The sequence below is a fragment of the Streptomyces sp. WAC04114 genome, assembly GCF_019733245.1.
GTDB lineage: Bacteria > Actinomycetota > Actinomycetes > Streptomycetales > Streptomycetaceae > Streptomyces > Streptomyces massasporeus_A.
Map to the genome: position 1 here is coordinate 1 of NZ_JAIGQA010000114.1, position 26,921 is coordinate 26,921.

General features: G+C 72.6%; 26 protein-coding genes. 11 read left to right on the forward strand and 15 right to left on the reverse strand.

The features are described from left to right. The 3 genes from K4G64_RS25505 to K4G64_RS25515 all read right to left on the reverse strand — a co-directional run. The coding region (locus K4G64_RS25505; RefSeq protein WP_221758340.1) for an L-aspartate oxidase at positions 1-1,679 on the reverse strand (1,679 nt) is incomplete at its 3' end. Then, positions 1,676-2,677, reverse strand: coding sequence for a pantoate--beta-alanine ligase (gene panC, locus K4G64_RS25510; RefSeq protein ID WP_221758341.1), 1,002 nt, complete (start codon positions 2,675-2,677; stop codon positions 1,676-1,678). The genes K4G64_RS25505 and panC, both read right to left, overlap by 4 nt. Further along, on the reverse strand, positions 2,674-3,603 hold the full coding sequence (locus K4G64_RS25515) for a Rossmann-like and DUF2520 domain-containing protein (protein WP_221758342.1): 930 nt from the start codon (positions 3,601-3,603) through the stop codon (positions 2,674-2,676). Before K4G64_RS25515 ends, panC begins: the two co-directional genes overlap by 4 nt. A gap of 182 nt (positions 3,604-3,785) precedes the next feature. On the opposite strand from K4G64_RS25515, the gene K4G64_RS25520 reads away from it, so the two are divergent. Continuing rightward, positions 3,786-4,967: a low specificity L-threonine aldolase gene (locus tag K4G64_RS25520; RefSeq protein WP_260460960.1), complete on the forward strand. Its 1,182-nt coding sequence runs from the start codon at positions 3,786-3,788 to the stop codon at positions 4,965-4,967. Here the strand turns inward: K4G64_RS25520 and K4G64_RS25525 are convergent. Beyond that, on the reverse strand, positions 4,960-5,151 hold the full coding sequence (locus K4G64_RS25525) for a hypothetical protein (RefSeq protein WP_221758344.1): 192 nt from the start codon (positions 5,149-5,151) through the stop codon (positions 4,960-4,962). The two genes, K4G64_RS25520 and K4G64_RS25525, sit on opposite strands and share 8 nt — an antisense overlap. A gap of 159 nt (positions 5,152-5,310) precedes the next feature. Here K4G64_RS25525 and K4G64_RS25530 point away from each other — a divergent pair, with 159 nt between their 5' ends. Further along, complete coding sequence (locus K4G64_RS25530; protein WP_221758345.1) at positions 5,311-6,417, forward strand: DUF5937 family protein; 1,107 nt, start codon at positions 5,311-5,313, stop codon at positions 6,415-6,417. A 33-nt stretch (positions 6,418-6,450) separates the two neighbouring features. Here K4G64_RS25530 and K4G64_RS25535 read toward each other — a convergent pair whose 3' ends face one another. Together K4G64_RS25535 and K4G64_RS25540 are read right to left on the reverse strand one after the other, a co-directional pair. Beyond that, entirely contained in the window at positions 6,451-7,119 is a 669-nt protein-coding gene (locus tag K4G64_RS25535; protein WP_097218660.1) for a response regulator transcription factor, read from the reverse strand. Positions 7,120-7,173: 54 nt separating this feature from the next. Continuing rightward, positions 7,174-8,367 carry a sensor histidine kinase gene (locus K4G64_RS25540; protein ID WP_221758346.1) on the reverse strand — a complete coding sequence of 398 codons (1,194 nt, stop codon included), beginning with the start codon at positions 8,365-8,367 and terminating at the stop codon, positions 7,174-7,176. A gap of 118 nt (positions 8,368-8,485) precedes the next feature. On the opposite strand from K4G64_RS25540, the gene K4G64_RS25545 reads away from it, so the two are divergent. Beyond that, positions 8,486-9,481 (forward strand): SAM-dependent methyltransferase, encoded by a 996-nt coding sequence (locus K4G64_RS25545; RefSeq protein WP_221758347.1) that lies wholly within the window; start codon positions 8,486-8,488, stop codon positions 9,479-9,481. Positions 9,482-9,531: 50 nt separating this feature from the next. On the opposite strand, the gene K4G64_RS25550 is transcribed toward K4G64_RS25545, so the two are convergent. Continuing rightward, positions 9,532-10,683, reverse strand: coding sequence for an NADH-quinone oxidoreductase subunit D (locus K4G64_RS25550; RefSeq protein ID WP_221758348.1), 1,152 nt, complete (start codon positions 10,681-10,683; stop codon positions 9,532-9,534). A gap of 31 nt (positions 10,684-10,714) precedes the next feature. On the opposite strand from K4G64_RS25550, the gene K4G64_RS25555 reads away from it, so the two are divergent. Next, positions 10,715-11,245, forward strand: a complete 531-nt coding sequence (locus K4G64_RS25555; protein WP_221758349.1) for a PH domain-containing protein — start codon at positions 10,715-10,717, stop codon at positions 11,243-11,245. Beyond that, positions 11,242-12,585, forward strand: a complete 1,344-nt coding sequence (locus K4G64_RS25560; protein WP_221758350.1) for a PH domain-containing protein — start codon at positions 11,242-11,244, stop codon at positions 12,583-12,585. Before K4G64_RS25555 ends, K4G64_RS25560 begins: the two co-directional genes overlap by 4 nt. Positions 12,586-12,688: 103 nt before the next feature. Here the strand turns inward: K4G64_RS25560 and K4G64_RS25565 are convergent, their stop codons facing one another. Further along, a complete protein-coding gene (locus K4G64_RS25565) occupies positions 12,689-13,963 on the reverse strand; it encodes a hypothetical protein (protein WP_374206447.1) in 1,275 nt (424 codons plus the stop codon). Between the two features lie 176 nt (positions 13,964-14,139). Continuing rightward, entirely contained in the window at positions 14,140-15,258 is a 1,119-nt protein-coding gene (locus K4G64_RS25570) for an esterase family protein (protein WP_221758352.1), read from the reverse strand. A gap of 230 nt (positions 15,259-15,488) precedes the next feature. On the opposite strand from K4G64_RS25570, the gene K4G64_RS25575 reads away from it, so the two are divergent. From K4G64_RS25575 to K4G64_RS25600, 6 genes are all read left to right on the forward strand, one after another. Continuing rightward, positions 15,489-17,333 (forward strand): phosphatidylglycerol lysyltransferase domain-containing protein, encoded by a 1,845-nt coding sequence (locus K4G64_RS25575; protein WP_221758353.1) that lies wholly within the window; start codon positions 15,489-15,491, stop codon positions 17,331-17,333. Between the two features lie 71 nt (positions 17,334-17,404). After that, positions 17,405-18,295 (forward strand): dihydropteroate synthase, encoded by an 891-nt coding sequence (gene folP, locus K4G64_RS25580; protein ID WP_221758354.1) that lies wholly within the window; start codon positions 17,405-17,407, stop codon positions 18,293-18,295. Next, positions 18,292-18,798, forward strand: a complete 507-nt coding sequence (locus K4G64_RS25585) for a nuclear transport factor 2 family protein (protein WP_221758355.1) — start codon at positions 18,292-18,294, stop codon at positions 18,796-18,798. The genes folP and K4G64_RS25585 overlap by 4 nt, the downstream gene beginning before the upstream one ends. Positions 18,799-19,034: 236 nt before the next feature. Further along, complete coding sequence (gene folB / locus K4G64_RS25590; protein ID WP_221758356.1) at positions 19,035-19,394, forward strand: dihydroneopterin aldolase; 360 nt, start codon at positions 19,035-19,037, stop codon at positions 19,392-19,394. Continuing rightward, positions 19,391-20,002 (forward strand): 2-amino-4-hydroxy-6-hydroxymethyldihydropteridine diphosphokinase, encoded by a 612-nt coding sequence (folK, locus tag K4G64_RS25595; protein WP_221758357.1) that lies wholly within the window; start codon positions 19,391-19,393, stop codon positions 20,000-20,002. Before folB ends, folK begins: the two co-directional genes overlap by 4 nt. 59 nt (positions 20,003-20,061) lie before the next feature. Continuing rightward, positions 20,062-20,550, forward strand: a complete 489-nt coding sequence (locus K4G64_RS25600) for a DUF3180 domain-containing protein (protein ID WP_221758358.1) — start codon at positions 20,062-20,064, stop codon at positions 20,548-20,550. Between the two features lie 29 nt (positions 20,551-20,579). On the opposite strand, the gene folE is transcribed toward K4G64_RS25600, so the two are convergent. The 6 genes from folE to K4G64_RS25630 form a co-directional block, all read right to left on the reverse strand. Continuing rightward, complete coding sequence (gene folE, locus K4G64_RS25605) at positions 20,580-21,185, reverse strand: GTP cyclohydrolase I FolE (protein ID WP_031106706.1); 606 nt, start codon at positions 21,183-21,185, stop codon at positions 20,580-20,582. A gap of 126 nt (positions 21,186-21,311) precedes the next feature. Beyond that, the gene (ftsH, locus tag K4G64_RS25610; RefSeq protein ID WP_221758362.1) at positions 21,312-23,351 is read right to left on the reverse strand and encodes an ATP-dependent zinc metalloprotease FtsH; all 2,040 of its coding nucleotides are present in this window, start codon (positions 23,349-23,351) and stop codon (positions 21,312-21,314) included. A 186-nt stretch (positions 23,352-23,537) separates the two neighbouring features. After that, positions 23,538-24,098, reverse strand: a complete 561-nt coding sequence (gene hpt, locus K4G64_RS25615) for a hypoxanthine phosphoribosyltransferase (RefSeq protein ID WP_053669745.1) — start codon at positions 24,096-24,098, stop codon at positions 23,538-23,540. A 62-nt stretch (positions 24,099-24,160) separates the two neighbouring features. Further along, complete coding sequence (gene tilS, locus K4G64_RS25620; RefSeq protein WP_221758359.1) at positions 24,161-25,237, reverse strand: tRNA lysidine(34) synthetase TilS; 1,077 nt, start codon at positions 25,235-25,237, stop codon at positions 24,161-24,163. A gap of 196 nt (positions 25,238-25,433) precedes the next feature. After that, complete coding sequence (locus tag K4G64_RS25625) at positions 25,434-26,561, reverse strand: zinc-dependent metalloprotease (RefSeq protein WP_221758360.1); 1,128 nt, start codon at positions 26,559-26,561, stop codon at positions 25,434-25,436. Between the two features lie 106 nt (positions 26,562-26,667). Further along, on the reverse strand, positions 26,668-26,921 hold a 254-nt coding region (locus K4G64_RS25630), incomplete at its 5' end, for a D-alanyl-D-alanine carboxypeptidase (protein ID WP_221758361.1).

Sequence of the window (26,921 nt, forward strand, 5' to 3'; positions counted from 1 at the left end):
GTAGGGGGGAAGTGTGTGGTGTCCGTGGTGTGCACGGCCAGCGTGCGGTCCGGGTTCAGGGTCACGACGATGTGGCGGCGCCAGGCCGTGTCGTCGCGCTCGGGGCGGTCCTCGCGCCAGTGGCAGCCCCGGGTCTCCTCGCGCTGCAGCGCGGCGGCGACCAGGACGCGGGCCACGCACAGGAGGTTGGTGGCCTCCCAGGTGTCGACGCCGGCCTCGGCCGTCTTGCCGTGCTCGGCGAGGGCCTCCCGGGCGTCGGTGTGCAGGCGCTGGAGCTGGTCGGCGGCCTTGGTGAGGGAGCCGGCCGAGCGCAGGACGCCAGCCCCGCCGGTCATGATCCGCTGGATCGTGAAGCGGGCCTCGGGGTTCTGCAGCGGGTGCTCGGGGATCTCGGGGTGCGGGACCGGCTGGGGCACGCGCGCGGGCAGGCCGCTCGCCACGATGTCGTCCGCGATGCGCTCGGCGTAGACGAGGCCTTCGAGCAGGGAGTTGGACGCCAGCCGGTTGGCTCCGTGCACGCCGGTGCAGGCGACCTCGCCGCACGCGTACAGGCCGGGGACGGTCGTACGGCCGTGGGCGTCGGTGCGGACGCCGCCGGAGGCGTAGTGGGCGGCCGGGGCGACCGGGATGGGCTCGGTGACCGGGTCGATGCCATGGGCGCGGCAGGCGGCCAGGATCGTCGGGAAGCGGTGCTCCCACATCTGCGCGCCGAAGTGCCGGCCGTCGAGGTACACGTGCTCGGCGTCCTGCTCCAGCATGCGGCGCAGGATGCCCTTGGCGACGATGTCGCGGGGGGCGAGCTCGGCGAGTTCGTGCTGCCCGACCATGAAGCGCACGCCGTCGGCGTCGATCAGATGGGCGCCCTCGCCGCGCACGGCCTCGGAGACCAGGGGCTGCTGGCCCTCCGCGTCCGGGCCCAGGAACAGCACGGTCGGGTGGAACTGGACGAACTCCAGGTCGCTGACCTCCGCGCCCGCCCGGAGCGCGAGCGCCACGCCGTCGCCCGTCGACACCGACGGGTTGGTGGTGGCGGAGAAGACCTGGCCCATGCCGCCGGTCGCGAGGACCACCGCGGGGGCGTGGACGGCGCCGACGCCGTCGTGCTGGCCCTCCCCCATGACGTGCAGGGTCACACCGGCGGTACGGCCCTCCGCGTCCGTGAGGAGGTCCAGGACGAGCGCGTTCTCGACGGTGCGCACGCCCCGCGCGCGGACGGCCTCGACCAGGGCGCGGGAGATCTCGGCGCCGGTGGCGTCACCGCCGGCGTGGGCGATGCGGCGGCGGTGGTGGCCGCCCTCGCGGGTCAGTTCGAGATCGCCTTCGGAGGACTCGTCGAACCGGGCGCCGGTCTCGATGAGGCGGCGTACGGCGTCGGGGCCCTCGGTGACCAGGAGGCGGACCGCGTCCTCGTCGCAGAGGCCGGCGCCCGCGACCAGGGTGTCGTCGAGGTGCTGCTCTGGGGTGTCGCCCTCGCCGAGTGCCGCGGCGATGCCGCCCTGGGCCCAGCGGGTGGAGCCGTCGTCGAGCCGGGCCTTGGTGACGACGACCGTCCGCAGGCCCGCGGCCTCGCAGCGCAGGGCGGAGGTCAGCCCGGCGACGCCGGAGCCGACGACGACCACGTCCGCGGCGATGGACCACCCGGCGGCGGGGGCGTGCAGTCGTATGCCTGTGGTGGTCACGAGGCGGCTCCGAAGCTGGTGAAGGTGAGGGGGACGTTGTCGATCAGCCGGGTCGCCCCGACCCGGGCGGCGACGGCGAGGACCGCGTCGCCGGTGAAGTCGTCCCCGATCTCGGTGAAGTCGGACGGGTCGACCAGGGCGAGGTAGTCCAGCACGAGGGGCGGTTCGAGGCGGGCGGCCTCGTCGAGGACCTGGCGGGCGGCAGCGCGGACGGCCGCCGGGCCGCCCGGGACGGCCGTCGCCACGGCGTGCGCGTCGGCCGCCGCGCGGGACTCCCCTATGGCGCTGAGCGCCTCGGCACGCGCGCGCGTGGCGGGCACTTCGCGGGCCCGGGCGCGCAGTGCCTCCTGCGCGGCGTGCCGGTCCTGGCCCGCGAACAGGGCCCCGGACAGGGCGAGGGCGGTGCGCCGCTCGGCGGCCGACAGGTAGCGGTTGCGGCTGGACAGGGCCAGGCCGTCCTCCTCGCGGACCGTGGGCACGCCGACGATCTCCACGCCGAAGTTCAGGTCCCGCACCATGCGGCGGATCAGCGCGAGCTGCTGGGCGTCCTTCTGGCCGTACAGGGCGACGTCGGGGCGGGTCAGGTGCAGCAGCTTGGCGACGACGGTGAGCATGCCGTCGAAGTGGCCTGGGCGGGAGGAGCCCTCCAGGCGCTCGCCCATGGGGCCCGCGGTGATGCGGACCTGGGGCTCGCCGCCCGGGTAGACCTCGTCCACTGCGGGGGCGAACACGACGTCCGCGCCCGACCGCTGCGCGAGGGCGAGGTCGGCGTCCAGGGTGCGCGGGTAGCGGTCGAGGTCCTCGCCCTGGCCGAACTGGAGCGGATTGACGAAGACGGTGACGACGACCTCGCCGTCCGGTCCGGCGATGCCGCGCGCGGTGCGGATCAGTGTGGCGTGGCCCTCGTGCAGCGCCCCCATGGTCATCACCACGGCGCGGCGGCCCGTACGCGTGCGTGCGTGCAGTTCGCCCGCGGTGCGCAGCAGGGTGGTGGTCATCGGGCGTCCCCTTCGGTGCCGTCGGTCCCGTGGGCGAGTACCCCGAGGAGGTCCTCGGCGAGCTCCGGCTTCAGCAGGCCGTGGGCGAGGGCGCGGTCGGCGGTCGCGCGGGCCATCGCCAGGTAGCCGGCGACGGTCTGCGGGGCGTGCCGGCGCAGCTCGGTCACATGCGCGGCGACCGTGCCCGCGTCGCCGCGCGCGACCGGGCCGGTGAGGGCCGCGTCGCCGGAGCGCAGGGCGTTGTCCAGGGCGGCGCCGAGCAGCGGGCCGAGCATCCGGTCGGGGGCCGAGACGCCCGCCGCGCTCAGCAGCTCCATGGACTGGGCGACCAGCGTGACCAGGTGGTTGGCCCCGAGGGCGAGCGCCGCGTGGTAGAGCGGCCGGTTCTCCTCCGCGATCCACTCCGGCTCGCCGCCCATCTCGATGACGAGGGCCTCGGCGGCCAGGCGCAGCTCCTCGGGGGCGGTGACGCCGAAGGAGCAGCCGGCCAGCCGCTGGACGTCCACGGGCGTGCCCGTGAAGGTCATCGCGGGGTGCAGGGCGAGCGGCAGCGCGCCCGCGCGCAGGGCGGGGTCGAGGACCCGGGCGCCGTACCGCCCGGAGGTGTGCACGAGGAGCTGCCCGGGCCGGACGGAGCCGGTGTCGGCGAGGCCGGTGACCAGGTCGGGCAGGGCGTCGTCGGGAACGGTCAGCAGCACCAGGTCGGACCGCTGGAGCACCTCGGCGGGCGGCATCACCGGCACGTCCGGCAGCAGTTGCCCGGCGCGGCGCCGGGATGCCTCCGAGACCGCGGAGACGGCGACCGGGCGGTGCCCGGCGAGTTGCAGGGATGCCGCCAGCGCGGGACCCACGCGGCCGGCGCCGACGACGCCGACGGTGAGCCGCGCGGGGCGGTCCTTGGGGTCTGGCTGTGGGGTTGTGTTCACTCGACGGCGGCCTTCCCGTTCCAGTCCGCTCCGGGTACCGGACGATTTCTCGTCATGTTAACGCGATCGGTTCGAGGGGCGTTCGGTTGTCCACAGGCTGTGCATGCCCGTGCGGCCATCCACGGCGCCGGCGTAAGGAAATGCGGATGCCCGGCGGCAGGCTCGCGAGGGAGGATCCGGGGATGACCGATACGGCGGAACACGACGATCAGGTGACGGCCGACGACCGGGGCGCACGGCTGCGGGAGCGGCGGCTGGCCGCCCATCGCTCGGCCCGGCGCGTGTTCGCGCGCTTCGGCTTCCACCGCACCCTCCGGGAGCGCCTGGCGCTGCTGGAGGAGGCCGAAAGCGTCCACGACCTGGACGAGCTGTCCGACATCTACGGCGACGGTGTCGTCGAGGCGCTGGAGACGAAGGTGGCGGGGCTGCTCGGCACCGAGGCCGCCGTGTTCTTCCCGACCGGCACGATGGCCCAGCAGGTGGCCCTGCGCTGCTGGGCGGGCCGCACCGGGAACCCGACCGTCGCCCTGCACGCGCTCAGCCATCCCGAGGTGCACGAGCGGAACGCGTTCAGCGAGGTCGGCGGCCTGCGCCCGGTGCGGCTGACCGGGGAGCCGCGGATGCCGACCGCCGCCGAGGTGCGCGACTTCGAGGAGCCGTTCGGGGCGCTGATGCTGGAACTGCCCCTCAGGGACGCCGGTTTCGTCCTGCCCACCTGGGAGGAGCTCACCGAGGTCGTCGAGGCCGCGCGGGAACGGGACGCGGTGGTGCACTTCGACGGGGCCCGCCTGTGGGAGTCCACCGTCCACTTCGGCCGCCCCCTGGAGGAGATCGCGGGCCTGGCCGACAGCGTCTACGTGTCGTTCTACAAGTCCCTGGAGGGCTTCGGCGGCGCGGCCCTCGCCGGCCCGAAGGAGCTCATCGAGGAGGCGAGGACATGGCGGCACCGGTACGGCGGGATGGTCTTCCAGCAGTTCCCCACGGCGCTCTCGGCGCTGATCGGGCTGGAGCGGCAACTGCCCCGGCTGCCGGAGTACGTGGCCCACGCGCGCGTGGTGGCCGCCGCCCTGCGCGAGGGGTTCGCGGCGGCCGGGGTGCCGTGGGCGCGCGTGCACCCGGAGGTGCCGCACACCCACGACTTCCAGGTGTGGCTGCCGTACGAGCCGGACGTCATCGCGGAGGCGGCGGTCCGCACGGCCGAGGAGACCGGGGTGGTGCTGTTCGCAGGCGCCTGGGACCGGGGCGGGCCCGGCCTGGCGCTCACGGAGGTGCACGTGCGGGCCGACGGGCTGGAGTGGACGGCCGAGGACGTGAAGGCGGCGGTGGCGGAGTTCACGGCCCGGCTGCCGGAACAGGTCAGGTAGGGCGCCGCCGCCACCGGCTCAGGGCGCCCCGGAGCCCGTGGCGGGCCGGGCGCCCCGCGAGGTCCGCGCGGGAGCGCCGCTCCCGTACGACCCGCCGGTCGTGCGTGCCCGGCGCGGGCGGGGCGGGCTCGCCGAGGGTCAGGGCGCGGTAGGTGTCGAGGAGGTGCTGCTGTGTGACGCTCATGGTGAATCGCCTCTGCGGGACGGGGTGATGGAGGTCCGAAGGCTCCGCGGCTGCCCCGGTGGCCCCACCGTGCGCCCGTGCCGGGGGCGGCGTCGCGTCGATTGACGGGGCCCGTCAATCGGCGGGGGCGTTCTCGGTGGCCGGGTGCACCATGAGGGCATGAGCGTGCACATCGACATCGCGGGGCTGCGGCCGCAGGAGGCCGCCGTCGTGCCCTCGCCCCTGGCGGAGCTGGGCATGGCGCTGCACGCGCTGTCCGAACCGGCCCACCACCCGGGCCTGCAGGGCTGGGTGACGGGTGTGACGGCCCGCCTCGACCCGCACCTGGCCGACCGGATGTGCGAGGCGGATTTCCTGTGGCGGACGACGTTCTCGGACCTGTTCCTGCCCTGGGCGGGCCTGCCGGACCGGCGCGCGCTCCCGGGCGCCACCCTCGCCGAGGAGCTGGACCAGCTCGACAAGCTGTCCGACGAGCAGTTCGTGGACGCGGCGCTGGAGTTCACCTGCGCCACCGGCTACGGGGAGTGCGGGCCGACGGCGCTGTCCGACCCGGACACGCGCCGCCGGGCGCTGGACCTGGCCGCCGCGCGCGGACCGCGGCAACTGCACTTCGGGGAGCGGCTGCTGGCCGACCCGCCCCGGATCCGGGCGTGGCTGCGGCAGTTCCTCCGGGACTGCGACGAGGCGTTCTTCGCGGAGGCCTGGGCCCGGCTGCGTCACCAGCTCGCGGCGGACGCCCGGCACAAGACGGACCTGCTGCGCCGCCGGGGCCTGGCGGAGGCGCTGGCCGCGGTGTCCCCGGCGATCACACTCGACGAGGCCGCCGGCCGCATCACGGTCGACAAGCTGGGCGACGGCCGTACGGCCACGGGTGACGGCGGCCTGCTGCTCGTCCCCACCAGCCTGGGCTGGCCGCATCTGATGGTCCTGCACCGGTACGGCTGGCAGCCGGTGCTGCACTACCCGGTCGGCTCCCCGGAGCTCGCCGCGCCGCAGACCCTGGAGCAGCTGGCCATGCGGATGACCGCGCTGTCCCACCCGGTCCGGATGCGCATGTGCCGCCATCTGGCCCGCAGCGCGCACACCACCAGCGAGCTGGCGCAGGTGCACGGCATGACGGCCCCGGAGATATCCCGGCACCTGGCCGTGCTGAAGAAGGCGGGCCTGATCACCACCCGCCGCCGCGGGCGCTACGTCCTGCACCAGCTGGACGTGACGGTGGTGGCCCGGCTCGGCAGCGAGTTCCTGGAAGGGATCCTCAGGTGATCCTCCGTTGGCCGGAGGGAACCGGTCCGCGGGTCAGCCGTGTCCGCCGGCCCGCACCAGCCCCGTCTCGTAGGCCAGCACCACGACCTGCACCCGGTCCCTGAGCCCGAGCTTGGTCAGGATGCGACCCACGTGGGTCTTCACGGTCGCCTCCGACAGCACCAGCCGCGCCGCGATCTCGCCGTTGGACAGGCCCTGCGCGACCAGCACCATGACCTCGCGCTCGCGCTCGGTGAGCCGCTCCAGCTCCTTGTGCTGGGGCTGCTTGGTGCCCGGCAGCATCGGCGCGAAGCGGTCCAGGAGCCGCCGGGTGGTGGAGGGCGCCACGACCGCGTCACCGCTGTGCACGGCCCTGATGGCGGCCAGGAGATCGGCGGGCGGCACGTCCTTGAGCATGAAGCCGGAGGCGCCCGCCTTCAGCCCGGAGAAGGCGTACTCGTCGAGGTCGAAGGTGGTCAGGATGAGCACCTTCGGCGGGTCGGTGTCGGCGCAGATCCGGCGGGTCGTCTCCACGCCGTCGAGCTTGGGCATGCGGACGTCCATCAGCACCACGTCGACCTCGGTCGTCCGCAGTTCCTGGAGGGCCTCGACACCGTCGCCCGCCTCCGCCACGACCTCCATGTCCGGCTGGGCGGCGAGCACCATCCGGAACCCGGTGCGCAGCAGCACCTGGTCGTCGACGAGCATCACGCGGATCGTCATCGGGCCTCTTCCATGGGGGTCGTTACAGGTGTCAGCAGGGGGCGTGCGCCGGTGTCAGTGCGCGGGTTTGAGCGGCAGCAGGGCACTGATGCGGAATCCTCCGCCCGGGCGCGGGCCGGCGTCCAGGGTGCCGCCGACCATACCGACCCGTTCGCGCATGCCGATCAGGCCGTGGCCCTGGCCGTCGAACCCGCCCTCCTCGTACAGCTCGTGCGGGGCGCCCTTGCCGTCGTCCTCGACGAGCAGGCCGAGTCCGTCGTCGAAGTAGACCAGGCGCACGCTCGCGCCGGCGTTGGCCCCGCCGTGCTTGCGGGTGTTGGTGAGCGCCTCCTGCACGATGCGGTAGGCGGTGAGTTCGACGCCGCTGGGCAGCGGGCGGGGCGTGCCCTCGACCTTGAAGTCGACGGGCAGTCCGGAGGTGCGGCACTGCTCGACGAGGTCCTCGATCTGCTGCACGTCGGGCTGTGGCACGTACTCGCCGGCCTCCTGGTGCTCGCCGGTGCGCAGCACGCCGAGCAGGCGGCGCATCTCGGCGAGGGCCTGGCGGCCGGTGGAGGAGATGGTCTCCAGGGCCTTCTTCGCCTGGTCGGGCGCGGCGTCGAGGACGTAGGCGGCGCCGTCGGCCTGCACCACCATCACCGACACGTTGTGCGCGACGACGTCGTGCAACTCGCGCGCGATCCGGGCGCGTTCGGCGGCGACGGCGACCTTGGACTGCGCCTCGCGCTCCTTCTCCAGGCGGGCGGCGCGCTCCTCCAGCTGCGCGAAGTAGGCTCGGCGGGTGCGGATGGAGTCGCCGAGCACCCAGGCGAGGGCGAAGGGGACGGTCTGGAGGATGGCCAGGGCGATGTCGCCCGCCACGCCCGTCTGCTCGTTCGACCAGCGCAGCTGCGCCAGAGGGGCCGCGCACAGGCCGGCGGCCAGCGCGAAGCGGGAGGCCCAGCGGGCGCCTTCCACCGCGACCGTGTAGACGATCACCAGCATGGCGAAGTCCGCGGGCAGGATCGCCACGTCGGTGACCAGCTGCACCACGCCGACCGCGGCCGCCAGCAGCAGCATCTTCTCCGGCATCCGGCGGCGCAGCGCGACCACGAGACTCAGCAGCACCGTGATCGGAACGACCACGGCCCAGGGGCCGACCTGCTCGCCCGCCGCCCCGCCCACGACCGAAATCCCGAGGAGGACCACGGCCCAGAAGCCGTCGACCCACATCGGGTGCCTGCGGAGGAAGTCATAGAGGCGCTGCACGTAACCCAGCGTAGGGAAGCGCGATAGGTGCAGGGGTCAACCGGAGGGCCGATCCGCACCGGGCGCGCGTACTCCGCAAGGTGGAGTTGCGTTCGTTGTGTCCGCATAGCCTGGCCCGGTGACGTCAGGGACGAGGGACGAGTGCCAGGAGTGGCGCGGGTGGCGTGCGGCGGCGCAGGACGCCCTGTACGCGCCGGGGGGCTTCTACCGGCGCGCGGAGGGACCGGCCGGGCATTTCCGGACGTCCGTGCACGCCTCGCCCCTGTTCGCCCGTGCCGTGGCGCGGCTGCTGTGCCGCGTCGACGAGGCACTGGGGCGGCCCGCGGTGCTGGACTTCGTCGACATGGCGGCCGGGCGGGGCGAGCTGGCCGGCGGGGTGCTCGCCGCTCTGCCCGCGGACGTGGCGGCCCGCACGCGCGTGTGCGCCGTCGAGATCGCCGAGCGGCCCGCGGGGCTCGATCACCGGATCGAGTGGCTGGCCGAGCCCCCACGAGGGACGACGGGGCTGCTGTTCGCGAACGAGTGGCTGGACAACGTGCCCCTGGAGGTCGCCGAGGTGGACGCCGAGGGCGTCGCGCGGCTGGTACTGGTCCGCGAGGACGGGAGCGAGCGGCTCGGGGAGCCGGTGGACGGGGCGCAGGCGCGGTGGCTGGAGCGGTGGTGGCCGCTGCCCGGCGAGGAGGGGCTGCGGGCCGAGGTCGGCCTGCCCCGGGACGAGGCGTGGGCCGCGGCGGTCGCGACGCTCGGGCGGGGGCTCGCCGTGGCCGTGGACTACGCGCACACGGCGGACACCCGGCCCCCGTTCGGGACGCTGACCGGCTTCCGCGGGGGCCGCGAGACGACACCGGTCCCGGACGGCTCCTGCGACATCACCGCGCACGTCGCCCTGGACGCCTGCGCGCTGCCCGGAGGGCGCGTGCTCCCCCAGCGCGAGGCGCTGCGCACCCTGGGCGTGACCGGCGCGCGCCCCCCGCTCACACTGGCCTCCACCGACCCCGCCGCCTACGTGCGCGCCCTCGCGAGCGCCGGAGAGGCCGCCGAGCTCACCGCGCCGGGCGGGCTCGGCGACTTCGGCTGGCTGGTGCAGCCCGTCGGCGTCGAGGACCCCTTCTAGGTGCCCCGGGACAGCACATCCAGGCGCTCGTCGAGGACCCCTTCCAGGCGCTACTTGTCGATGTCGCCGACCACGAAGAACATCGACCCCAGGATCGCCACCATGTCCGCCACCAGCGTCCCCGGCAGCAGCTCCGTCAGCGCCTGGATGTTGTTGTACGACGCCGAGCGCAGCTTCAGCCGGTACGGAGTCTTCTCGCCCTTGCTGACGAGGTAGTAGCCGTTGATGCCGAGGGGGTTCTCGGTCCACGCGTACGTGTGGCCCTCGGGTGCCTTCAGGACCTTCGGCAGCCGCTGGTTGACCGGCCCGGGCGGCAGCTCGGCGAGCCGGTCCAGGCAGGCGTCGGCCAGGTCGAGGGCGTTGTGCGTCTGCTCCAGGAGGCACTCGAAGCGGGCGAGGCAGTCGCCCTCCTGCCGGGTGACCACCTTCAGGACATCGGCCAGCTCGCCGTAGGCAAGGTACGGCTCGTCCCGTCGCAGGTCGAAGTCGACGCCCGAGGCGCGCCCGATCGGCCCGCTGACCCCGTAGGCGTGCACGGCCTCGGCGGTGAGGGTGCCCACGCCCCGGGTGCGGCCCCGGAAGATCTCGTTGCCGAGCACCAGGTCGTCGAAGCGGTCCATCCGGGAGCGCACGTCGGCGACGGCCGTGCGCGCGCGGGTGGTCCACCCGGCCGGCAGGTCCTCCTTGAGGCCGCCCACCCGGTTGAACATGTAGTGCATCCGCCCGCCGGAGACCTCCTCCATGACGTGCTGGAGCTCCTCGCGCTCGTTGAACGCGTAGAAGATCGGGGTGATCCCGCCGAGCTCCAGCGGGTACGAGCCGAGGAACATCAGGTGGTTGAGCACCCGGTTCAGCTCGGCGAGCAGCGTGCGCAGCCACACGGCGCGCTCGGGGACCTCCATGCCGAGCATCCGCTCCACGGCGAGGACCACGCCCAGCTCGTTGGAGAACGCCGACAGCCAGTCGTGGCGGTTGGCGAGCATGATGATCTGGCGGTAGTCGCGCGCCTCGAACAGCTTCTCCGCGCCCCGGTGCATATAGCCGATCACCGGTTCCGCGTGCCTGATGCGCTCGCCGTCCAGGACGAGCTTCAGCCGCAGCACGCCATGGGTGGACGGGTGCTGCGGCCCGATGTTGAGCACCATGTCGGTGCTCTCCGCGGCGCCGCCGATTCCGACCATGGTCTCCGTCGTAGGAGTCATGGACACAGTCTCCCCTACGTACGCTGGCCCCATGGAGACGGGGAGTCCGCAGGACACGGGGCCGGACGGGCCGCAGGGCACGATCGAGGCCGTCGGGAACGAGCCGGTGTGGATCGCGCTGCCGCCCGGCCTGCTGAAGATGCGGCGGTTGCTGCTGGTCGTGTGGCTCGGGCTGATCGCCCTGGCCGCCGGGCTGCTGCCGGGACTGCTGGCCGGTCCCGCCTGGGCCGCCTTCGCGCTGCCGCCGCTGGCGCTGATGGCCTGGGGCTGGGTGATGACCGAGCGCAACTGGCGTTCCTGGCGGTACGCCGAGCGCGCCGACGACCTGCTGATCAGCCGGGGCGTGCTGTGGCGCGAGGAGACGGTCGTGCCGTACGGGCGGATGCAGCTGGTCGAGGTCACCTCAGGGCCCGTGGAGCGGCACTTCGGGCTGGCCAGCGTGCAGCTCCACACGGCCGCCGCGGCGACCGACGCGACGATCCCGGGCCTGGACCCGGCCGAGGCGGAACGACTGCGCGACCGGCTCACCGAGCTGGGCGAAGCCCGGTCGGCGGGGCTGTGACGGCGCCCGAAGCCGCCGGGGCCTCCGGCGCCGTCACCGAGGTCACCGAGGTCACCGAGCGGCGGCTGCACCCCGTCACCCCGCTGCGCCGCGCCTGGGCACCGGTCGCCGTGCTCATCGGCTGGGCCGTGCACGACCCCGACGGTGCGCAGCGCCAGCTGACCCGGCTGACGACGACCACGCTGCTCATCGGCCTGGCCGTGCTCGTCCCGGCCGCCGCCCTCTACGGCTTCTGCTCGTGGTGGTTCACGCACTTCGCGGTGACCGAGAGCGAGTTGCGCATCCGTACCGGGCTGTTCTTCCGGCGCACCGCGCACATCCGGCTGGAGCGGATCCAGGCCATCGACATCACCCAGCCGCTGCTGGCCCGGGTCGCGGGCGTCTCCAAGCTCAAACTCGACGTCATAGGCACCGACAAGAAGGACGAGCTGGCCTTCCTCGGCGCCGACGAGGCCCGGGCGCTGCGGGCCGAACTGCTCGCCCGGGCGGCCGGTTTCGCACCCGAGACCGCGCACGAGGTCGGCGAGGCCCCGTCCCGGCAGCTGCTGCGGGTGCCGCCCCGGGTCCTCGCCCTGTCGCTGGTGCTGACGGGGGCGACCTGGGGGTCGCTGGCCGCGGCGCTCGTCGTCCCGCCGGTGCTGTGGCTGCTCACCCACAGCCTGTGGACGGTCCTCGCGGTCGCCCTGCCCCTGCTGGGCGCGGCCGGCGCGAGCAGCGTCGGGCGGTTCGTCGCCGAGTACGACTGGACGGTGGGCGAGTCGCCCGACGGGCTGCGCATCGACCACGGGCTGCTGGACCGGGCCCACGAGACGGTGCCGCCCGGACGCGTCCAGACCGTGCGGCTCGTGGAACCGCTGCTGTGGCGGCGGCGCGGCTGGGTGCGCGTCGAGCTGGACGTGGCCGGCTCGTCCAACTCCGTGCTGGTGCCGGTCGCTCCGCGCGAGATCGCCGAGGACGTCGTCGCGCGCGTGCTGCCCGGGGTGAGCGTGCCGGAGCCCTCGGCTCTGTCACCGGCGCCGCGCGCGGCCCGCTGGTGCGTGCCGCTGTGGTGGCGCGGCTACGGACTGGCCGTCACGGACGCGGTGTTCGCGTCCCGCTCCGGGCTGCTGCGGCGGAGCCTGGCGCTGGTGCCGCACGCCAAGGTGCAGAGCGTACGGATGACGCAGGGGCCGTGGGAGCGGGCCCGGGGCGTCGCCGACGTGTGTGTGGACACGGGCGCGAACAAGACGGTGCGGGCCCGCCTGCGGGACGCGGCCGAGGCGCGCCAGCTGCTGGCGGCGCAGGCGGAACGGTCCCGGACGGGACGCAGGGACGCACGGCCGGACCGCTGGATGGCGTGACCCCCGACGCGCCGAGAGCCTCCGGGGGTGGCCGGGGGCGACGCACGGAGGGCCCCCGGCCGTAGCCGGGGGCCCTCCGTGGGAGCACACTCGCGAACGCGCCTCAGGACACCGCGCTGCGCAGTCCCTGTACGTCGATCTGCTCTGTCTCGTCGTGCGCCGTCAGGTCGATGACCTGGCCGATACCGCGCGACTCCTCGTCGACCGGCTTGTAGCGGGCCTCGGTCTCGGCCTTGTGCAGGGCGAGCGCCTCCTGGCCGACGACATCGGCGAGGTCCTCGTTCTGCACGGCCTCCAGGGCCGCCCGGGACGTGCCGGCCTTCGTGCCGAAGAAGTCGAACCCGCCCCCGGCCGACGGCCGCCGCACCGGCGCCTGCGGCGGGACGGCCACGGCGGTGGGCACGGTGTAGTGGCCGGAGAGCCGGCCTCCGGGCTGCTCGGTCCGGGCCGTCTCGTCGGCCCGCGCGGCCTCCGGGAGCCGCCCGGTGCCGCCGGGCTGCACCGGGGTCCCGGCGTCCGGCGCCGACGCCTGGGGGGTGTCTGCGACCGGCTCGGGGGCCTCGGCGGCCTGCGCGGAACGCTCGCCGCCCGTCTCGGCCGTCGCCCGCTCGTGCCCGTCGGCCGCCTCGGAGCGCTCCTGCGCCCCGGTCCCGGCCTCGTCCTCCGGCGCCTGCTCCTGCTCCTGCTCCGCCTGCTCCTGCTTCGGCTCCTGCCCGGGCTCCGCGTCCTCGCCCTTCGGAACGCCGTCGCCGCCCCCGTCCGGGTCCGGCACCGGGACGGTCTCGCCGTCGAACCGGGCGAGCGCCGCAGCGGCCCGCAGGAACAGCCGGGAACCCTCGGGCGAGAACACCGCGGGAACCTCGGGCCCCTCCTCGACGGCGAGGGCGTCAGCCGCCTCGTCCGGCTCGGGCGCGGCCTCCGCCGTGTCCGACGTACCCGCAGGAAGCGCGGCCCGCACCGGAGCCGTCGCCTCTATCTCGAGCACCCGGCGTTCCTCCAGGACGCTCGCGCGCTCGGTCTCCGACGTGGCGTACCGGCGCAGCAGCGCGGCGTGCTCGTTGCGCAGCCCGGCCAGTTCCGTGCGCTTGGCGCGCAGCCGCTGCTCCAGCTTCCCGCGCAGCTCGCGCGACTCATCGAGGTCGGCCTCCAGTTCGGCGACCCGTTCCTCGAAGCGCCACTCGTCGCTCGCACGCGCGCGCGTGAGGTCGGCGACGCGCTTGCCCGCCTGGGCGTCCCAACGGCGCAGCACGAACGCGCCGATGATCGCCGTCGCCGCGGCTGCCGCGGCCAGACCGCGGAGCACCATCGGCTCCGTGAACACCCAGGGCCCCAGGGCGCAGACGAGGGAGACGCCTGCGATCGCCGACGGGGGGAGCATCCTGTGCAGGGGCGGGGAATGGCGGTGACGTCCACGTGGCATGGCCAGAAACTTACCGCGCGTAGGCGAATCGTGGTGACCCACCCCGCAAAAACAAAGCCACACCGAAACGTTCACACCGCATCAGAACTCGGGAAGAAGCGGAATCGACCGCTCATCAATTCCCAAGATCATTCTCAACGCCCGCCCAGCCGTCCGCTCATCCACTCCAGCGCCGCCGGAATCTCACGCCGCCAGGTGTTGAAGTTGTGGCCGCCGCTTTCGAGGATGATCGACGAGATCCGCGTCCCCCCGTTGCCTTCCACCCGCTCGATGAACTTCAGTGTCTCCTTGTAGTTGCCCTCTCCCTGCTTGCTGCTGCTGACCAGCAGGGACGTATCGGGAGCGGGCATGTGCGCGATGTACCACCCCAGGTCGGCGCGATTGCGCAGCGCCTTGTCGCCCTGGAAGAGATCGCCGGTCGTCGCGTCGATCGGCGCCTTGTAGTACGCGGACAAGCCCGCCCCCGCCGCGTACACATCGGGATGGTGCAGGGCGATCTTCAACGCGCAGTAGCCGCCCGTGGAGTTGCCGATGATGCCGAGGCCGCCCGGCTTTTCCGCCACCCGGTAGTGCGTGCGCAACGCGTCGGGGAGATCCTTCGCGAAGAACGACTCGGTCTGCGGCCCGCCCGGGATGTCGACGCACTCCGTGTCCCGGGGCGGCGCCACCGTCGGCCGCAGCATCACCAGGATCATCGGCTCCGCCCGGCCCGCCCGCGCCAGCTCCAGTGCCGTACGCGGATAACGCAGCTTCTCCACCAACGCCGACGCCGTACCCGGATACCCCGTCAGCACGACCGCCGTCGGGAACCGGTGGGCGCGGTACCGCGGCTGGAAGTACTCCGGCGGCAGATAGACGTACGCGGGCGTGGCGATGCGGGTCGTACGGCCCACGATGTCGACCTGCTGGACACGCCCGCCCGCCTGCGGCAGCGCACTGCCCGTCCCCGGCACCCGGCGCGAGCCGACCACCTCCAACGGGCCGCCGCCCGGCGTGTGGTCGACGACCACCCCCTGGTCCTTCTCCTGCCCGAACAGATCGGCCCAGCTCGCGTAGAACCCGAAGGCCTGGTTGGCGGCCAGACCCACCGCGGCGAACAGGGCCAGCTGCGTGCCCAGCAGCAGACCGACCCGCCCGCCCACGGCACGCCAACTGCGCCGGGCCAGCCGCGGCCAGACCCAGACGGTGCCGGCGAACAGCAGCACGGCGGACAACACCACCAGGACCAGCACCATGTTGCTCGTCAGACCCATACGTCGGTCACCTGCTCGCGCTCTCCGTCCGGGCCCTCGCGTTCAACCCTTCGCAAGGGCTTGTCCCGGACTTTCCTCGGCCTTTGAAACGGCTTTGACGTGGGGAGTGAACCTCTTCCCCCGAGACACCGTCCTAGAGGGCGCAATGTCGCCGGATGCCCGAATCGGCACCGGATCCAAGGTCTCTCGCAGAACTACGGGATGCGATGTCTGTCAGGACAGATGAGGAAATGTCGGGCGAGGTTCCGCGTCGCGGCAGCGGCACGAACCGTCCGGGCCGGGTGAGCCGGATACTGCGCGGGCCACGCCCCGAAGCCGTCCCCGTTCTCGTCGGCAGAGCCTGCGCCCTGGTGGGCGTCCTGGACATCGCCGCGGGCGTCTTCCCCCGCTTCCGGAACAGCAGGATGCACGCCATCGCCGAGGTCCTGCCCGGCGCGCTCGGCCCGTTCGCCGCCGCCCTGTCCCTCAGCACCGGCGTGCTGCTGCTCCTCCTCGCCCACGGCCTCAAGCGCGGCAAGCGCCGGGCCTGGCGCGCGGCGGTGGCGCTGCTGCCCGCCGGCGCCGTCGCCCAGTTCACCTACCGGCACTCGCTCGTCGGCACACTGATCTCCCTGGCCCTGCTCGCACCCCTGCTGCGCCACCGCGACCAGTTCAACGCCCTGCCCGACCCGCGCAGCCGCTGGCGGGCACTCGCCAACTTCGTCCTCATGAGCGCCGGTTCACTCCTGCTCGGCCTGATCGTCGTCAGCGTCCACGGCGAGCGCATCATCGGCGACCCCAGCCTCGCCGACCGCATCACCCACGTCATCTACGGCCTCTTCGGCTTCGAAGGCCCCGTCGACTACCAGGGCGACACCTCCTGGACCGTCGCCTTCTCCCTCGGCGCCCTCGGCCTGCTCACCGCCGTCACCACCATCTACCTGGCCTTCCGCCCCGAACACCCCGCCGCACAGCTCACCGAGGAGGACGAGGCCCGGCTGCGCGCCCTGCTGGACAAGCACGGACGCCGCGACTCCCTCGGCCATTTCGCCCTGCGCCGCGACAAGGCCGTCGTCTTCTCCCCCAGCGGCAAGGCGGCCGTGACCTACCGCGTCGTCTCCGGCGTGATGCTCGCCAGCGGCGACCCGATCGGCGACGTCGAGGCCTGGCCCGGAGCCATCGAACGCTTCATGGACGAGGCCAAGGCCCACTCCTGGACCCCCGCCGTCATGGGCTGCTCCGAGACCGGCGGCGAGGTGTGGACCCGCGAGACCGGGCTCGACGCCCTCGAACTCGGCGACGAGGCGGTGGTGGACGTCGCGGATTTCTCCCTCGCCGGCCGCGCGATGCGCAACGTGCGCCAGATGGTCAAGCGCATCGAGCGCGCCGGTTACGAAACCCGGGTACGACGTGTCCGTGACCTCGGCGAAGCCGAACTCGAGCACATCCGCCAGGCCGCCGACGACTGGCGCGGCACCGACACCGAACGCGGCTTCTCCATGGCCCTCGGCCGCGTCGGCGACCCCGCCGACGGCGACTGCCTCATCGCCACCGCCCACAAACAGGACGAGCACCCCGGCCCCTACGGCGACCTCAAGGCCATCCTGCACTTCGTGCCCTGGGGCACCGACGGCGTCTCCCTGGACCTGATGCGCCGCGACCGCTCGGCCGACCCCGGCATGAACGAACTGCTGATCGTCGCCTCCCTCCAGGCGGCCCCCACACTGGGCATCGCACGCGTCTCCCTCAACTTCGCCATGTTCCGCGCGGCCCTCGCCCGCGGCGAGAAGATCGGAGCCGGACCCGTGCTGCGCGCCTGGCGCGGACTGCTCGTCTTCCTCTCCCGCTGGTTCCAGATCGAGTCCCTCTACAAGTTCAACGCCAAGTTCCGGCCACGCTGGGAGCCCCGCTTCGTCGTCTACCGCGCCTCCGCCGACCTGCCCCGCATCGGCTTCGCCGCCATGCAGGCCGAGGGCTTCGTCACCCTCGCCCTCCCCCTGCCGCGCATCCTGCGCCGCCGGCGCCTCACCACCCCCCGCCCCTGCGCCCACGCCATCCACGCCACCACCGCGGAACGGGAGGTCCGGGCGGCCTGACCCCGCCTCGCACGGGGCCGTCGCCCGGGCCGCAGCGCCTCGTGGCCCCCGCCGGGGCCTACGCTGAACATATGAGCAACCAGAGCGGACGCGGGCGCGTGGCGGGCCTACCGGAATGGGACCGCTGCGCGGTCATGGGAGTCGTGAACGTCACCCCCGACTCCTTCTCCGACGGCGGCCGCTTCTTCGACACCACCGCCGCCGTCAAACGCGGCCTCGACCTGGTCACCGAAGGCGCCGACCTGGTCGACGTCGGCGGCGAGTCCACCCGCCCCGGCGCCACCCGCGTCGACGAGGACGAGGAACTGCGCCGCGTCGTCCCCGTCGTCCGCGGCCTGGCCTCCGAAGGCGTCACGGTCTCCGTCGACACCATGCGCGCCTCCGTCGCCGAACGGGCCCTCGCGGCCGGCGCCGCCCTCGTCAACGACGTCAGCGGCGGCCTCGCCGACCCCCGCATGATCCCCGCCGTCGCCGACTCCGGCGCCCCCTTCGTCGTCATGCACTGGCGCGGCTTCCTCCAGGGCGGCAACGTCCGGGGCGAGTACACCGACGTCGTCACCGAAGTCGTCGACGAGCTGCACGCGCGCGTGGAGGCCGTCCTGGCCGGCGGCATCGCCCCCCAGCGCATCGTCGTCGACCCCGGCCTCGGCTTCTCCAAGGACGCCGGACACGACCTCGCCCTCCTCGCCGGCCTCGACCGGATCCTCACCCTCGGCCACCCACTGCTCGTCGCCGCCAGCCGCAAACGCTTCCTCGGCCGCGTCCTCGCCGGCCCCGACGGCCCCCCACCCCCCGCACGCGAACGCGACGCCGCCACCGCCGCCGTCTCCGCACTCGCCGCCCACGCCGGCGCCTGGGCGGTCCGCGTCCACGAGGTACGCGCCACCGCCGACGCCGTCCGGGTCGCCCGCGCCATCGCGGGAGCGCGCGGCACGGGCACCGGCGCAGAAGGAGCCCGGTGAGCGCCCCGCACACCGACGTCGAGCAGGTCGAGGCCGCCAACACCGCCTTCTACGAGGCACTGGAACAGGGCGACTTCGAGGAACTCGCGTCGCTCTGGCTCACCCCCGCCGACCTGGGCGTCGACGAGTCGTACCACGACCCGGCCGACACCGGCGTGGTCTCCTGCGTCCACCCCGGCTGGCCCGTCCTCACCGGCCGCGGCGAGGTCCTCCGGTCCTACGCCCTGATCATGGCGAACACCGACTACATCCAGTTCTTCCTGACCGACGTGCACGTCTCCGTCACGGGCGACACCGCCCTGGTCAACTGCACCGAGAACATCCTCAGCGGCGGCCCCGCCCCCGAAGGAGCCGGCGAGGAGCTCGGCCCGCTCGTCGGGCAGCTCGTGGTCGCCACCAACGTGTTCCGGCGCACGCCCCAGGGGTGGAAACTCTGGTCGCACCACGCTTCCCCCGTCCTGGCCGAAACCGACGAGGACGAACAGGACGACACCCCCGGCTGAGTGGGTAGGCGGCAGGAAGTGGTTGGAATCACGGACGCCCGGGTAGGGGCGGCTACCAACCTGTGCACCGGCGGATTCCCCAGGGGAAACGCTGGATGAATCCTGCCGGGCCCGGCCAGAGCCCCCACCCCGTGGCCCGGCCCCCTCCGTGCGCGCAGGTAGATTCGACCGAGGCCGGTGCGCCGACCGCACACGGCACCGACCGGCCCTGACCGACGATTGCAGGAGTGATTCGCGTGGATCGTGTCGCGCTGCGCGGCCTGAAGGCCCGCGGGCACCACGGCGTGTTCCCCAAGGAACGCGAAGAGGGCCAGACCTTCATCGTGGACCTCGTCCTCGGCCTCGACACCCGACCGGCCGCGGCCGACGACGACCTGGCGAAGACCGTGCACTACGGCATCGTGGCGGAGGAGGTCGTGGCCGTCGTCCAGGGCGAGCCCGTCGACCTCATCGAGACGCTCGCCGAACGCATCGCCCAGGTCTGTCTGAAGCACGAGGGAGTACAGGAGGTCGAGGTCTGCGTCCACAAACCGGACGCCCCGATCACTGTCCCCTTCGACGACGTGACCGTCACCATCACCCGGAGCCGAGCATGACCGCGCCCTTCATCCAGGGACCCAGCGACCCGACCGTACAGCCGGTACCCGCCTCCGTCGTCGAGCAGGTCGACGCCGCCGACACGACCCTGTCCAACCCCAAATGGGCCGTGGTCGCCCTCGGCTCCAACCTCGGCAACCGCCTGGAAACCCTCCAGGGAGCCGTCGACGCCCTCGGCGACACGCCCGGCCTGCGCATCAAGGGCGTCTCCCCCGTCTACGAGACCGAGCCCTGGGGCGTCGACCCCGGCAGCCAGCCCGCCTACTTCAACGCCGTCGTGGTCCTCAAGACCACCCTCCCGCCGTCCTCGCTCCTGGAGCGCGCCCACGCGGTCGAGGAGGCCTTCCACCGCGTCCGCGACGAACACTGGGGCCCTCGCACCCTCGACGTCGACATCGTCTCCTACGCCGACGTCGTCTCCGACGACCCGCAGCTCACCCTCCCCCACCCCCGCGCCCACGAACGCGCCTTCGTCCTCGCCCCCTGGCACGACCTCGACCCCGAGGCGCAGCTGCCCGGCCGCGGACCTGTCGCCGGCCTCCTGGACACCGTCACCCGCGACGGCGTGGTGCCCCGCCAGGACCTGGAACTCCGGCTGCCCGAGTAGCCGTTAAGGTCAAGACGGCCGCGAACCGGGCCGCAAGCCGGGGGAACCGAAGGGACACCGTGAGAGAGCTGCGTATCAGGGTGCTGGCCGGCGTCTTCGTCGTGTCCGCCGTCCTGTCCTGGGCGGGCGCCCGCCTGTGGAACTCGGTCGGAACGCTCCCCAGCGTCCCCCTGGCCGCCCCTATCGTCCTCGCCGTGATCGCCGTGGTCCTGCTGGCCACGGCACTCTCGATCCGCGCCCGTCTCAAGGCCCAGCGCGAACGCCGCCCCGAGGCCAAGGGCGTCGACCCCCTCATGGCGGCCCGCGCGGTCGTCTTCGGCCACGCCAGCGCCCTGGTCGCCGCCCTGGTCGCCGGCATGTACGGCGGCACCGGCGTCTTCCTCCTGGAATCCCTCGACATCCCCGCCCGCCGCGACCAGGCCATCTACGCCGGCCTCTCCGTCGTCGCGGGCATCGGCGTCATAGCGGCAGCGATCTTCCTGGAGCGCGTCTGCAAACTCCCCGAGGACGACGAGAACGACGGCACGGGGGTCGCCCCGACCGTCTGACGCGAGCCTTCAGCAGGCCTCAGCGCGTCTCAGCGCGCCATGATGAGGCTCATCGCCTCGTTCCGCGTCGCCATGTCCCGCAGCTGGCCGCGTACGGCCGACGTCAGCGTCTTGGCGCCCGGCTTGCGGATCCCGCGCATGGACATGCACATGTGCTCGCACTCGACGACCACGATGACCCCGCGCGGCTCCAGGATCTCCATCAGGGAGTCCGCGATCTGCGTGGTGAGTCGTTCCTGCACCTGCGGGCGGCGGGCGTAGACGTCCACGAGCCGGGCCAGCTTGGACAGCCCGGTGATCTTGCCGCTGGTGGCCGGGATGTACCCGACGTGCGCGACGCCCCGGAACGGTACGAGATGGTGCTCACAGGTCGAGTACACCTCGATGTCCTTCACGAGGACCATCTCGTCGTGCCCGATGTCGAACGTCGTCGTCAGAACGTCCTCGGGCTGCTGCCACAGACCCGCGAATATCTCCTTGTACGCCCGCGCCACCCGCGCCGGCGTCTCCCGGAGACCCTCCCGGTCCGGGTCCTCGCCGACCGCGATCAGGAGTTCGCGTACCGCGTTCTCGGCGCGCTTCTCGTCGAACTCGCCGATATGGCCGGCGCCGTCCAGCGTCACGGGGTCGGTCATCTGATGCCTCGTTCCTGTGTCCTTCGCGGGGCGGCCTGCGGAAATGGCGAAAAGCCGCGCCCCCCAGGCTAGAACCTGGGGGGCGCGGCATCCATTCCGGGGCGGTGGGCCGCCGGGAGAGCTCGGTCAGCTCTCGGGGCGGTCCTCCGGGGTCCGCTCGGGCGCCGGGGCGGGCTCCGCCGCGGTGCTCTTCGCGGTGGAGATGGCCGGCGTCGCGCCGTTCGCGCCGTTCGTCAGGGCCAGCTCCTTGGGGGAGAGGACCGGCGGACGGGTGGACGGCGTGCGGCGGGAGGAGCCGGTCCAGGCGGGCCTGGGCGGGCGCTTGACGATGGGGGCGAAGATCTCGGCGATCTGCTCCTTGCCCAGCGTCTCCTTCTCCAGCAGCTGCAGCACGAGGTTGTCGAGGACGTCGCGGTTCTCGACCAGGATCTCCCAGGCCTCGTTGTGCGCGGTCTCGATGAGCTTCTTGACCTCTTCGTCCACGAGCGCGGCGACCTCTTCCGAGTAGTCGCGCTGGTGAGACATCTCACGGCCGAGGAAGGGCTCGGTGTTGTCGCCACCGAACTTGATCGCGCCGAGACGCTCGGTCATGCCGTACTGCGTGACCATCGCGCGGGCCAGGCCCGTGGCCTTCTCGATGTCGTTGGCGGCACCCGTGGTCGGGTCGTGGAAGACGAGCTCCTCGGCCGCGCGGCCGCCCAGCATGTAGGCCAGCTGGTCCAGCATCTCGTTGCGCGTGGTCGAGTACTTGTCCTCGTCCGGCAGCACCATCGTGTAGCCGAGGGCGCGGCCTCTCGACAGGATCGTGATCTTGTGGACGGGGTCGGAGTTCGGGGAGGCCGCCGCGACCAGGGCGTGTCCGCCCTCGTGGTACGCGGTGATCTTCTTCTCCTTGTCCGACATGATCCGGGTCCGCTTCTGCGGGCCCGCGACCACACGGTCGATCGCCTCGTCCAGCATGTGGTTGTCGATCAGCTTCTGGTCGCTGCGGGCCGTCAGCAGGGCGGCCTCGTTCAGCACGTTGGCCAGATCGGCACCCGTCATGCCGGGCGTACGGCGGGCGACGGCCGACAGGTCGACATCGGGCGCGACCGGCTTGCCCTTCTGGTGGACCTTGAGGATCTCCAGGCGTCCCTGCATGTCCGGGCGGTCGACGGCGATCTGCCGGTCGAAACGGCCGGGGCGCAGCAGCGCCGGGTCGAGGATGTCGGGGCGGTTCGTCGCGGCGATGAGGATCACGCCGCCCTTGACGTCGAAGCCGTCCATCTCGACGAGGAGCTGGTTGAGGGTCTGCTCGCGCTCGTCGTGACCGCCGCCGAGGCCGGCGCCGCGGTGGCGGCCGACCGCGTCGATCTCGTCGACGAAGACGATCGCCGGGGCGTTCGCCTTGGCCTGCTCGAACAGGTCACGGACTCGGGAGGCACCGACACCGACGAACATCTCGACGAAGTCGGAACCGGAGATCGAGTAGAAGGGGACGCCCGCCTCGCCCGCGACGGCGCGCGCGAGCAGGGTCTTGCCGGTGCCGGGAGGCCCGTAGAGCAGGACGCCCTTGGGGATCTTGGCGCCGACGGCCTGGAACTTGGCCGGCTCCTGGAGGAACTCCTTGATCTCGTGGAGTTCCTCGACGGCCTCGTCGGAGCCTGCGACGTCGGAGAAGGTGGTCTTGGGGGTGTCCTTGGTGATGAGCTTCGCCTTGGACTTCCCGAAGTTCATGACGCGAGAGCCGCCGCCCTGCATCTGGTTCATCAGGAAGAGGAACACGACCACGATCAGCACGAAGGGCAGCAGGGAGAGCAGGATGCCGACGAACGGGTTCTGCTTGGACGGCGAAACGGTGTAGCCGTCCGGGATCTGCTTGTCCTGGTACTTGTTCTGCAGCGTGTTGGCGATGTCGACGCCCTGGTCGCCGATGTAGCTCGCCTGGATCTTCGAGCTGCCCTCGACCTTCACACCGTCTTTGAGCTCGGCCTTGATGGTCTGCTCGTCACCGGTGGTCAGCTTGGCCGACTCGACCTTGTTCTGGTTGATCGCCTGGACGACCTGGCCGGTGTCCACCGTCTTGTAGCCGCCGGACGAGCCGACGACCTGCATCAACACGACCACGGCAAGGACGGCCAGCACGATCCACATGACCGGCCCACGGAAGTATCGCTTCACGTCCATCCATACGGAGCGGTGCCGCCCCGTCCCTCCTGCCATAGTGAGTTTGATAAAGACTGTTCTTCGGACGGTACCCCAGCATTGCCCCCTGAAGCCGCGTGGGACGGCTGGCGACCCGCCTACGCCTGCTCCAACGGCGGGAAACCCGCTGGGGTTCCCGATCACCGTGACGGCACTGCGGCCGGGGTGTCAGCCGCCGTACACGTGGGGCGCGAGCGTACCGACGAACGGGAGGTTGCGGTACTTCTCGGCGTAGTCGAGGCCGTAGCCCACGACGAATTCGTTGGGGATGTCGAAGCCGACCCATTCCACGTCGATGGCGACCTTCGCGGCCTCGGGCTTGCGCAGCAGCGTGCACACCTTGAGGGATGCGGGCTCGCGCGAGCCGAGGTTGGAGAGCAGCCAGGACAGGGTCAGGCCGGAATCGATGATGTCTTCGACGATCAGGACGTGCCTGCCCTTGATGTCGGTGTCGAGGTCCTTGAGGATCCGCACCACACCGGAGGACTGGGTGCCCGCCCCGTACGAGGATACGGCCATCCAGTCCATGGTGACGGGGGTGGACAGCGCCCTGGCGAGGTCGGCCATGACCATCACCGCGCCCTTGAGGACTCCGACGATGAGGAGGTCCTTGCCCGCGTACTCCGCGTCGATCTTCGCTGCCAGCTCGGCCAGCTTGGCGTCGATCTCTTCCTTGGTGATGAGCACCTTCTCGAGGTCGGCACCCATGTCTTTCGCGTCCACCCGCATCACTTTCGGTCGTCCCACCGGCCGATCGGCCCCTCCGCCAGGCTGCGGGGAGGGGTCGTGGTTCAGCCTTGCCGAATCACCAGTCTGCCACCCTGCCGCTGGGCCACGACTTTGCCGGGGAGGTTGATGGCTCCCTGACCGCGCCAGCCGGTGATCAGCCGGTCGATTTCCTCGATGTGTCGGGCGAAGAGTGATCCGGCGGGTGCGCCGGCCGCGATGGCGGCCCGGCGCAGGATGCGGCGGCGTACGGCGGGCGGCAGGGCGTAGAGCTTGGCGCATTCGAGGAGTCCGGCGGCGTCGCGGACGGTGGCCTCGGCCTGGCCGGCCCAGGAGTCGAGGGCGTCGGCGTCGTCGCGGGAGAGCTGGGCCGTACGGGCGAGGGCTTCGACGACGCCTTTGCCGAGGGCCTTCTCCAGGGCGGGCAGGCCTTCGTGGCGCAGCCGGGAGCGGGTGTAGGCGGGGTCGGCGTTGTGGGGGTCGTCCCAGACGGGCAGGGACTGGACCATGCAGGCTTTGCGTGCGGTCTGCCGGTCGAGTTCCAGGAAGGGGCGCCGGTAGCGGCCGCCGGCCCCCGAGACCGCGGCCATGCCGGACAGGGAGCGGATGCCGGAGCCGCGGGCGAGGCCGAGCAGGACGGTTTCGGCCTGGTCGTCGCGGGTGTGGCCGAGCAGGACGGCGGCGGCGCCGTGGCGTTCGGCCGCGGTGTCGAGTGCGGCGTAGCGGGCGTCGCGGGCGGCGGCTTCGGGTCCGCCGGTGCGGCCGACGGTGACGGCGACGGAGTCGACGGGGTCGAGGCCGAGTTCGCGCAGGCGCTGGACGACTTCCGCGGCGCGGGCGTCGGAGCCGGGCTGGAGGCCGTGGTCGACGGTGATGCCGCCTGCCCTGATGCCGAGTTTGGGGGATTCGAAGGCGAGGGCGGAGGCGAGGGCCATGGAGTCGGCGCCGCCGGAGCATGCCACGAGCACGAGCGGCGGGGGTGGGGGTGCCTCCCTGCTCGAGCGCAGCCGAGAGCCTGGGGGGTGCTCGTGCGAGGGGGCGTGCGTCACCGCGGCGGGGGCGCGGTGGTGTTCGGTGAGGAGGTCGTGGAGGACGCGGCGGACCGCCAGGCGTATCGCCGCGACCGCAGGATGGGGACCCATGTCCGGTTCCCTTCATGAAGTTTTCGGGGGGTGAGCCCGCGTGTCGGTCACGCAGAGTGTGTAGATGGTGACAGAACCGGGCCGTTCCCCGAGCATTGCACGCCTACCCCTGCCTCACGGTCCCTCGGACGGGTGATTGGAGGGGCGTTCGCCTGCCGTCGGCCGGTTTCCCTTCACGACCTTCCCGTGTTGTTCACTACTCGGCCCTGCGGTGCACCCGCGCGACCCAGTCCGCCGGTTTGGCGATCTCCGATTTGGTGGGGAGGGTGTTGGGCGAGGTCCACACGCGGTTGAAGCCGTCCATGCCGACCTCGTTGACGACGGCCCGTACGAAGCGTTCGCCGTCCCGGTACTGGCGGAGTTTGGCGTCCAGGCCGAGGAGTTTGCGCAGGGCCAGGTCGAGGCGGGAGGCGCCCTTGGCGCGGCGCTGCTGGAACTTCTCGCGGATCTCGCCGACGGAGGGCACGACGGACGGGCCGACGCCGTCCATCACGAAGTCGGCGTGGCCTTCCAGCAGGGACATGACGGCCGTGAGGCGGCCGAGGATCTCGCGCTGGGCGGGGGTCTGGACGATCTCGACGAGGGAGCGGCCGCCGTCGCCCTCCTCGGCTTCGGGGCGGCCTCCGGCGAGGCTCTGGGCGGCTTCCCGGACGCGTTCGAGGACGGTCATGGGGTCGACGTCGGTCTCCTGCAGGAACGACTGGATTTCACCCTCAAGGTGGTCCCGCAGCCAGGGCACGGCGGTGAACTGGGTGCGGTGCGTCTCCTCGTGCAGGCACACCCAGAGCCTGAAGTCGTGCGGGTCGACGTCGAGTTCGCGCTCGACGTGGACGATGTTGGGAGCGACGAGCAGGAGCCGGCCGCCGCCGTTGCTGCCGCTGGGGAGTTCGCGGGTGGCCGGGGCGAAGGTCTCGTACTGGCCGAGGACGCGGGAGGAGAGGAAGGAGAGCAGCATGCCCAGTTCGACGCCGGTGACCTTGCCGCCGACGGCGCTCATGACCGAGCCGCCCGGGGTGTTGCCGCGTCGTTCCTGCATCTTGTCGAGCAGGGGCCGCAGGATTTCCCGGAATCCGGCGACGTTCGCCCGGATCCAGCCCGGGCGGTCGACGACCAGGACGGGGGTGTCGTGGCCCTCCTCGGTGCCCAGGCGGGTGAATCCGCGGACGTGTTCCTCCGATGCCTTGGCATGCCGGCGCAGCTCCGCGACGACGGCGCGGGCCTCGTCGCGACTGACCTCGGGGCCCGGCCGTACGAGCCGGGTCGCGGTCGCGACCGCGAGGTTCCAGTCGACCATGCCGGTTGAAGCACCACCGATGCTCGTCATGCGTCAACCGTACGTGAGCGCTCGCCGCTGGGGCAGGGCGGCGAGGGCCGGGGGCCGGCTCCGGCCGGAACAGGCGGGCCGAGCGGGCGGGCGGGTGGCGGGTCCGTCACCGGCAGCCGCACGCCGCCAGGGCGGTGGCGATCCGGTCCAGGGCCTTCTGGGTCGTGGTGGGGAGGATTCCGTCCGTGCCGTTGGCCATGAACGCGAAGGCCAGCAGGCGGCCGTCCTCGTCGACGAGGGTGCCCGCGAGGGTGTGGACGCCGGAGAGGGTGCCGGTCTTGGCGCGGACGACGCCGGATGCTCCGTCCGTGTAACGGCTGGTCAGGGTGCCGGTGAAGCCGGCGACGGGGAGGCCGGTGA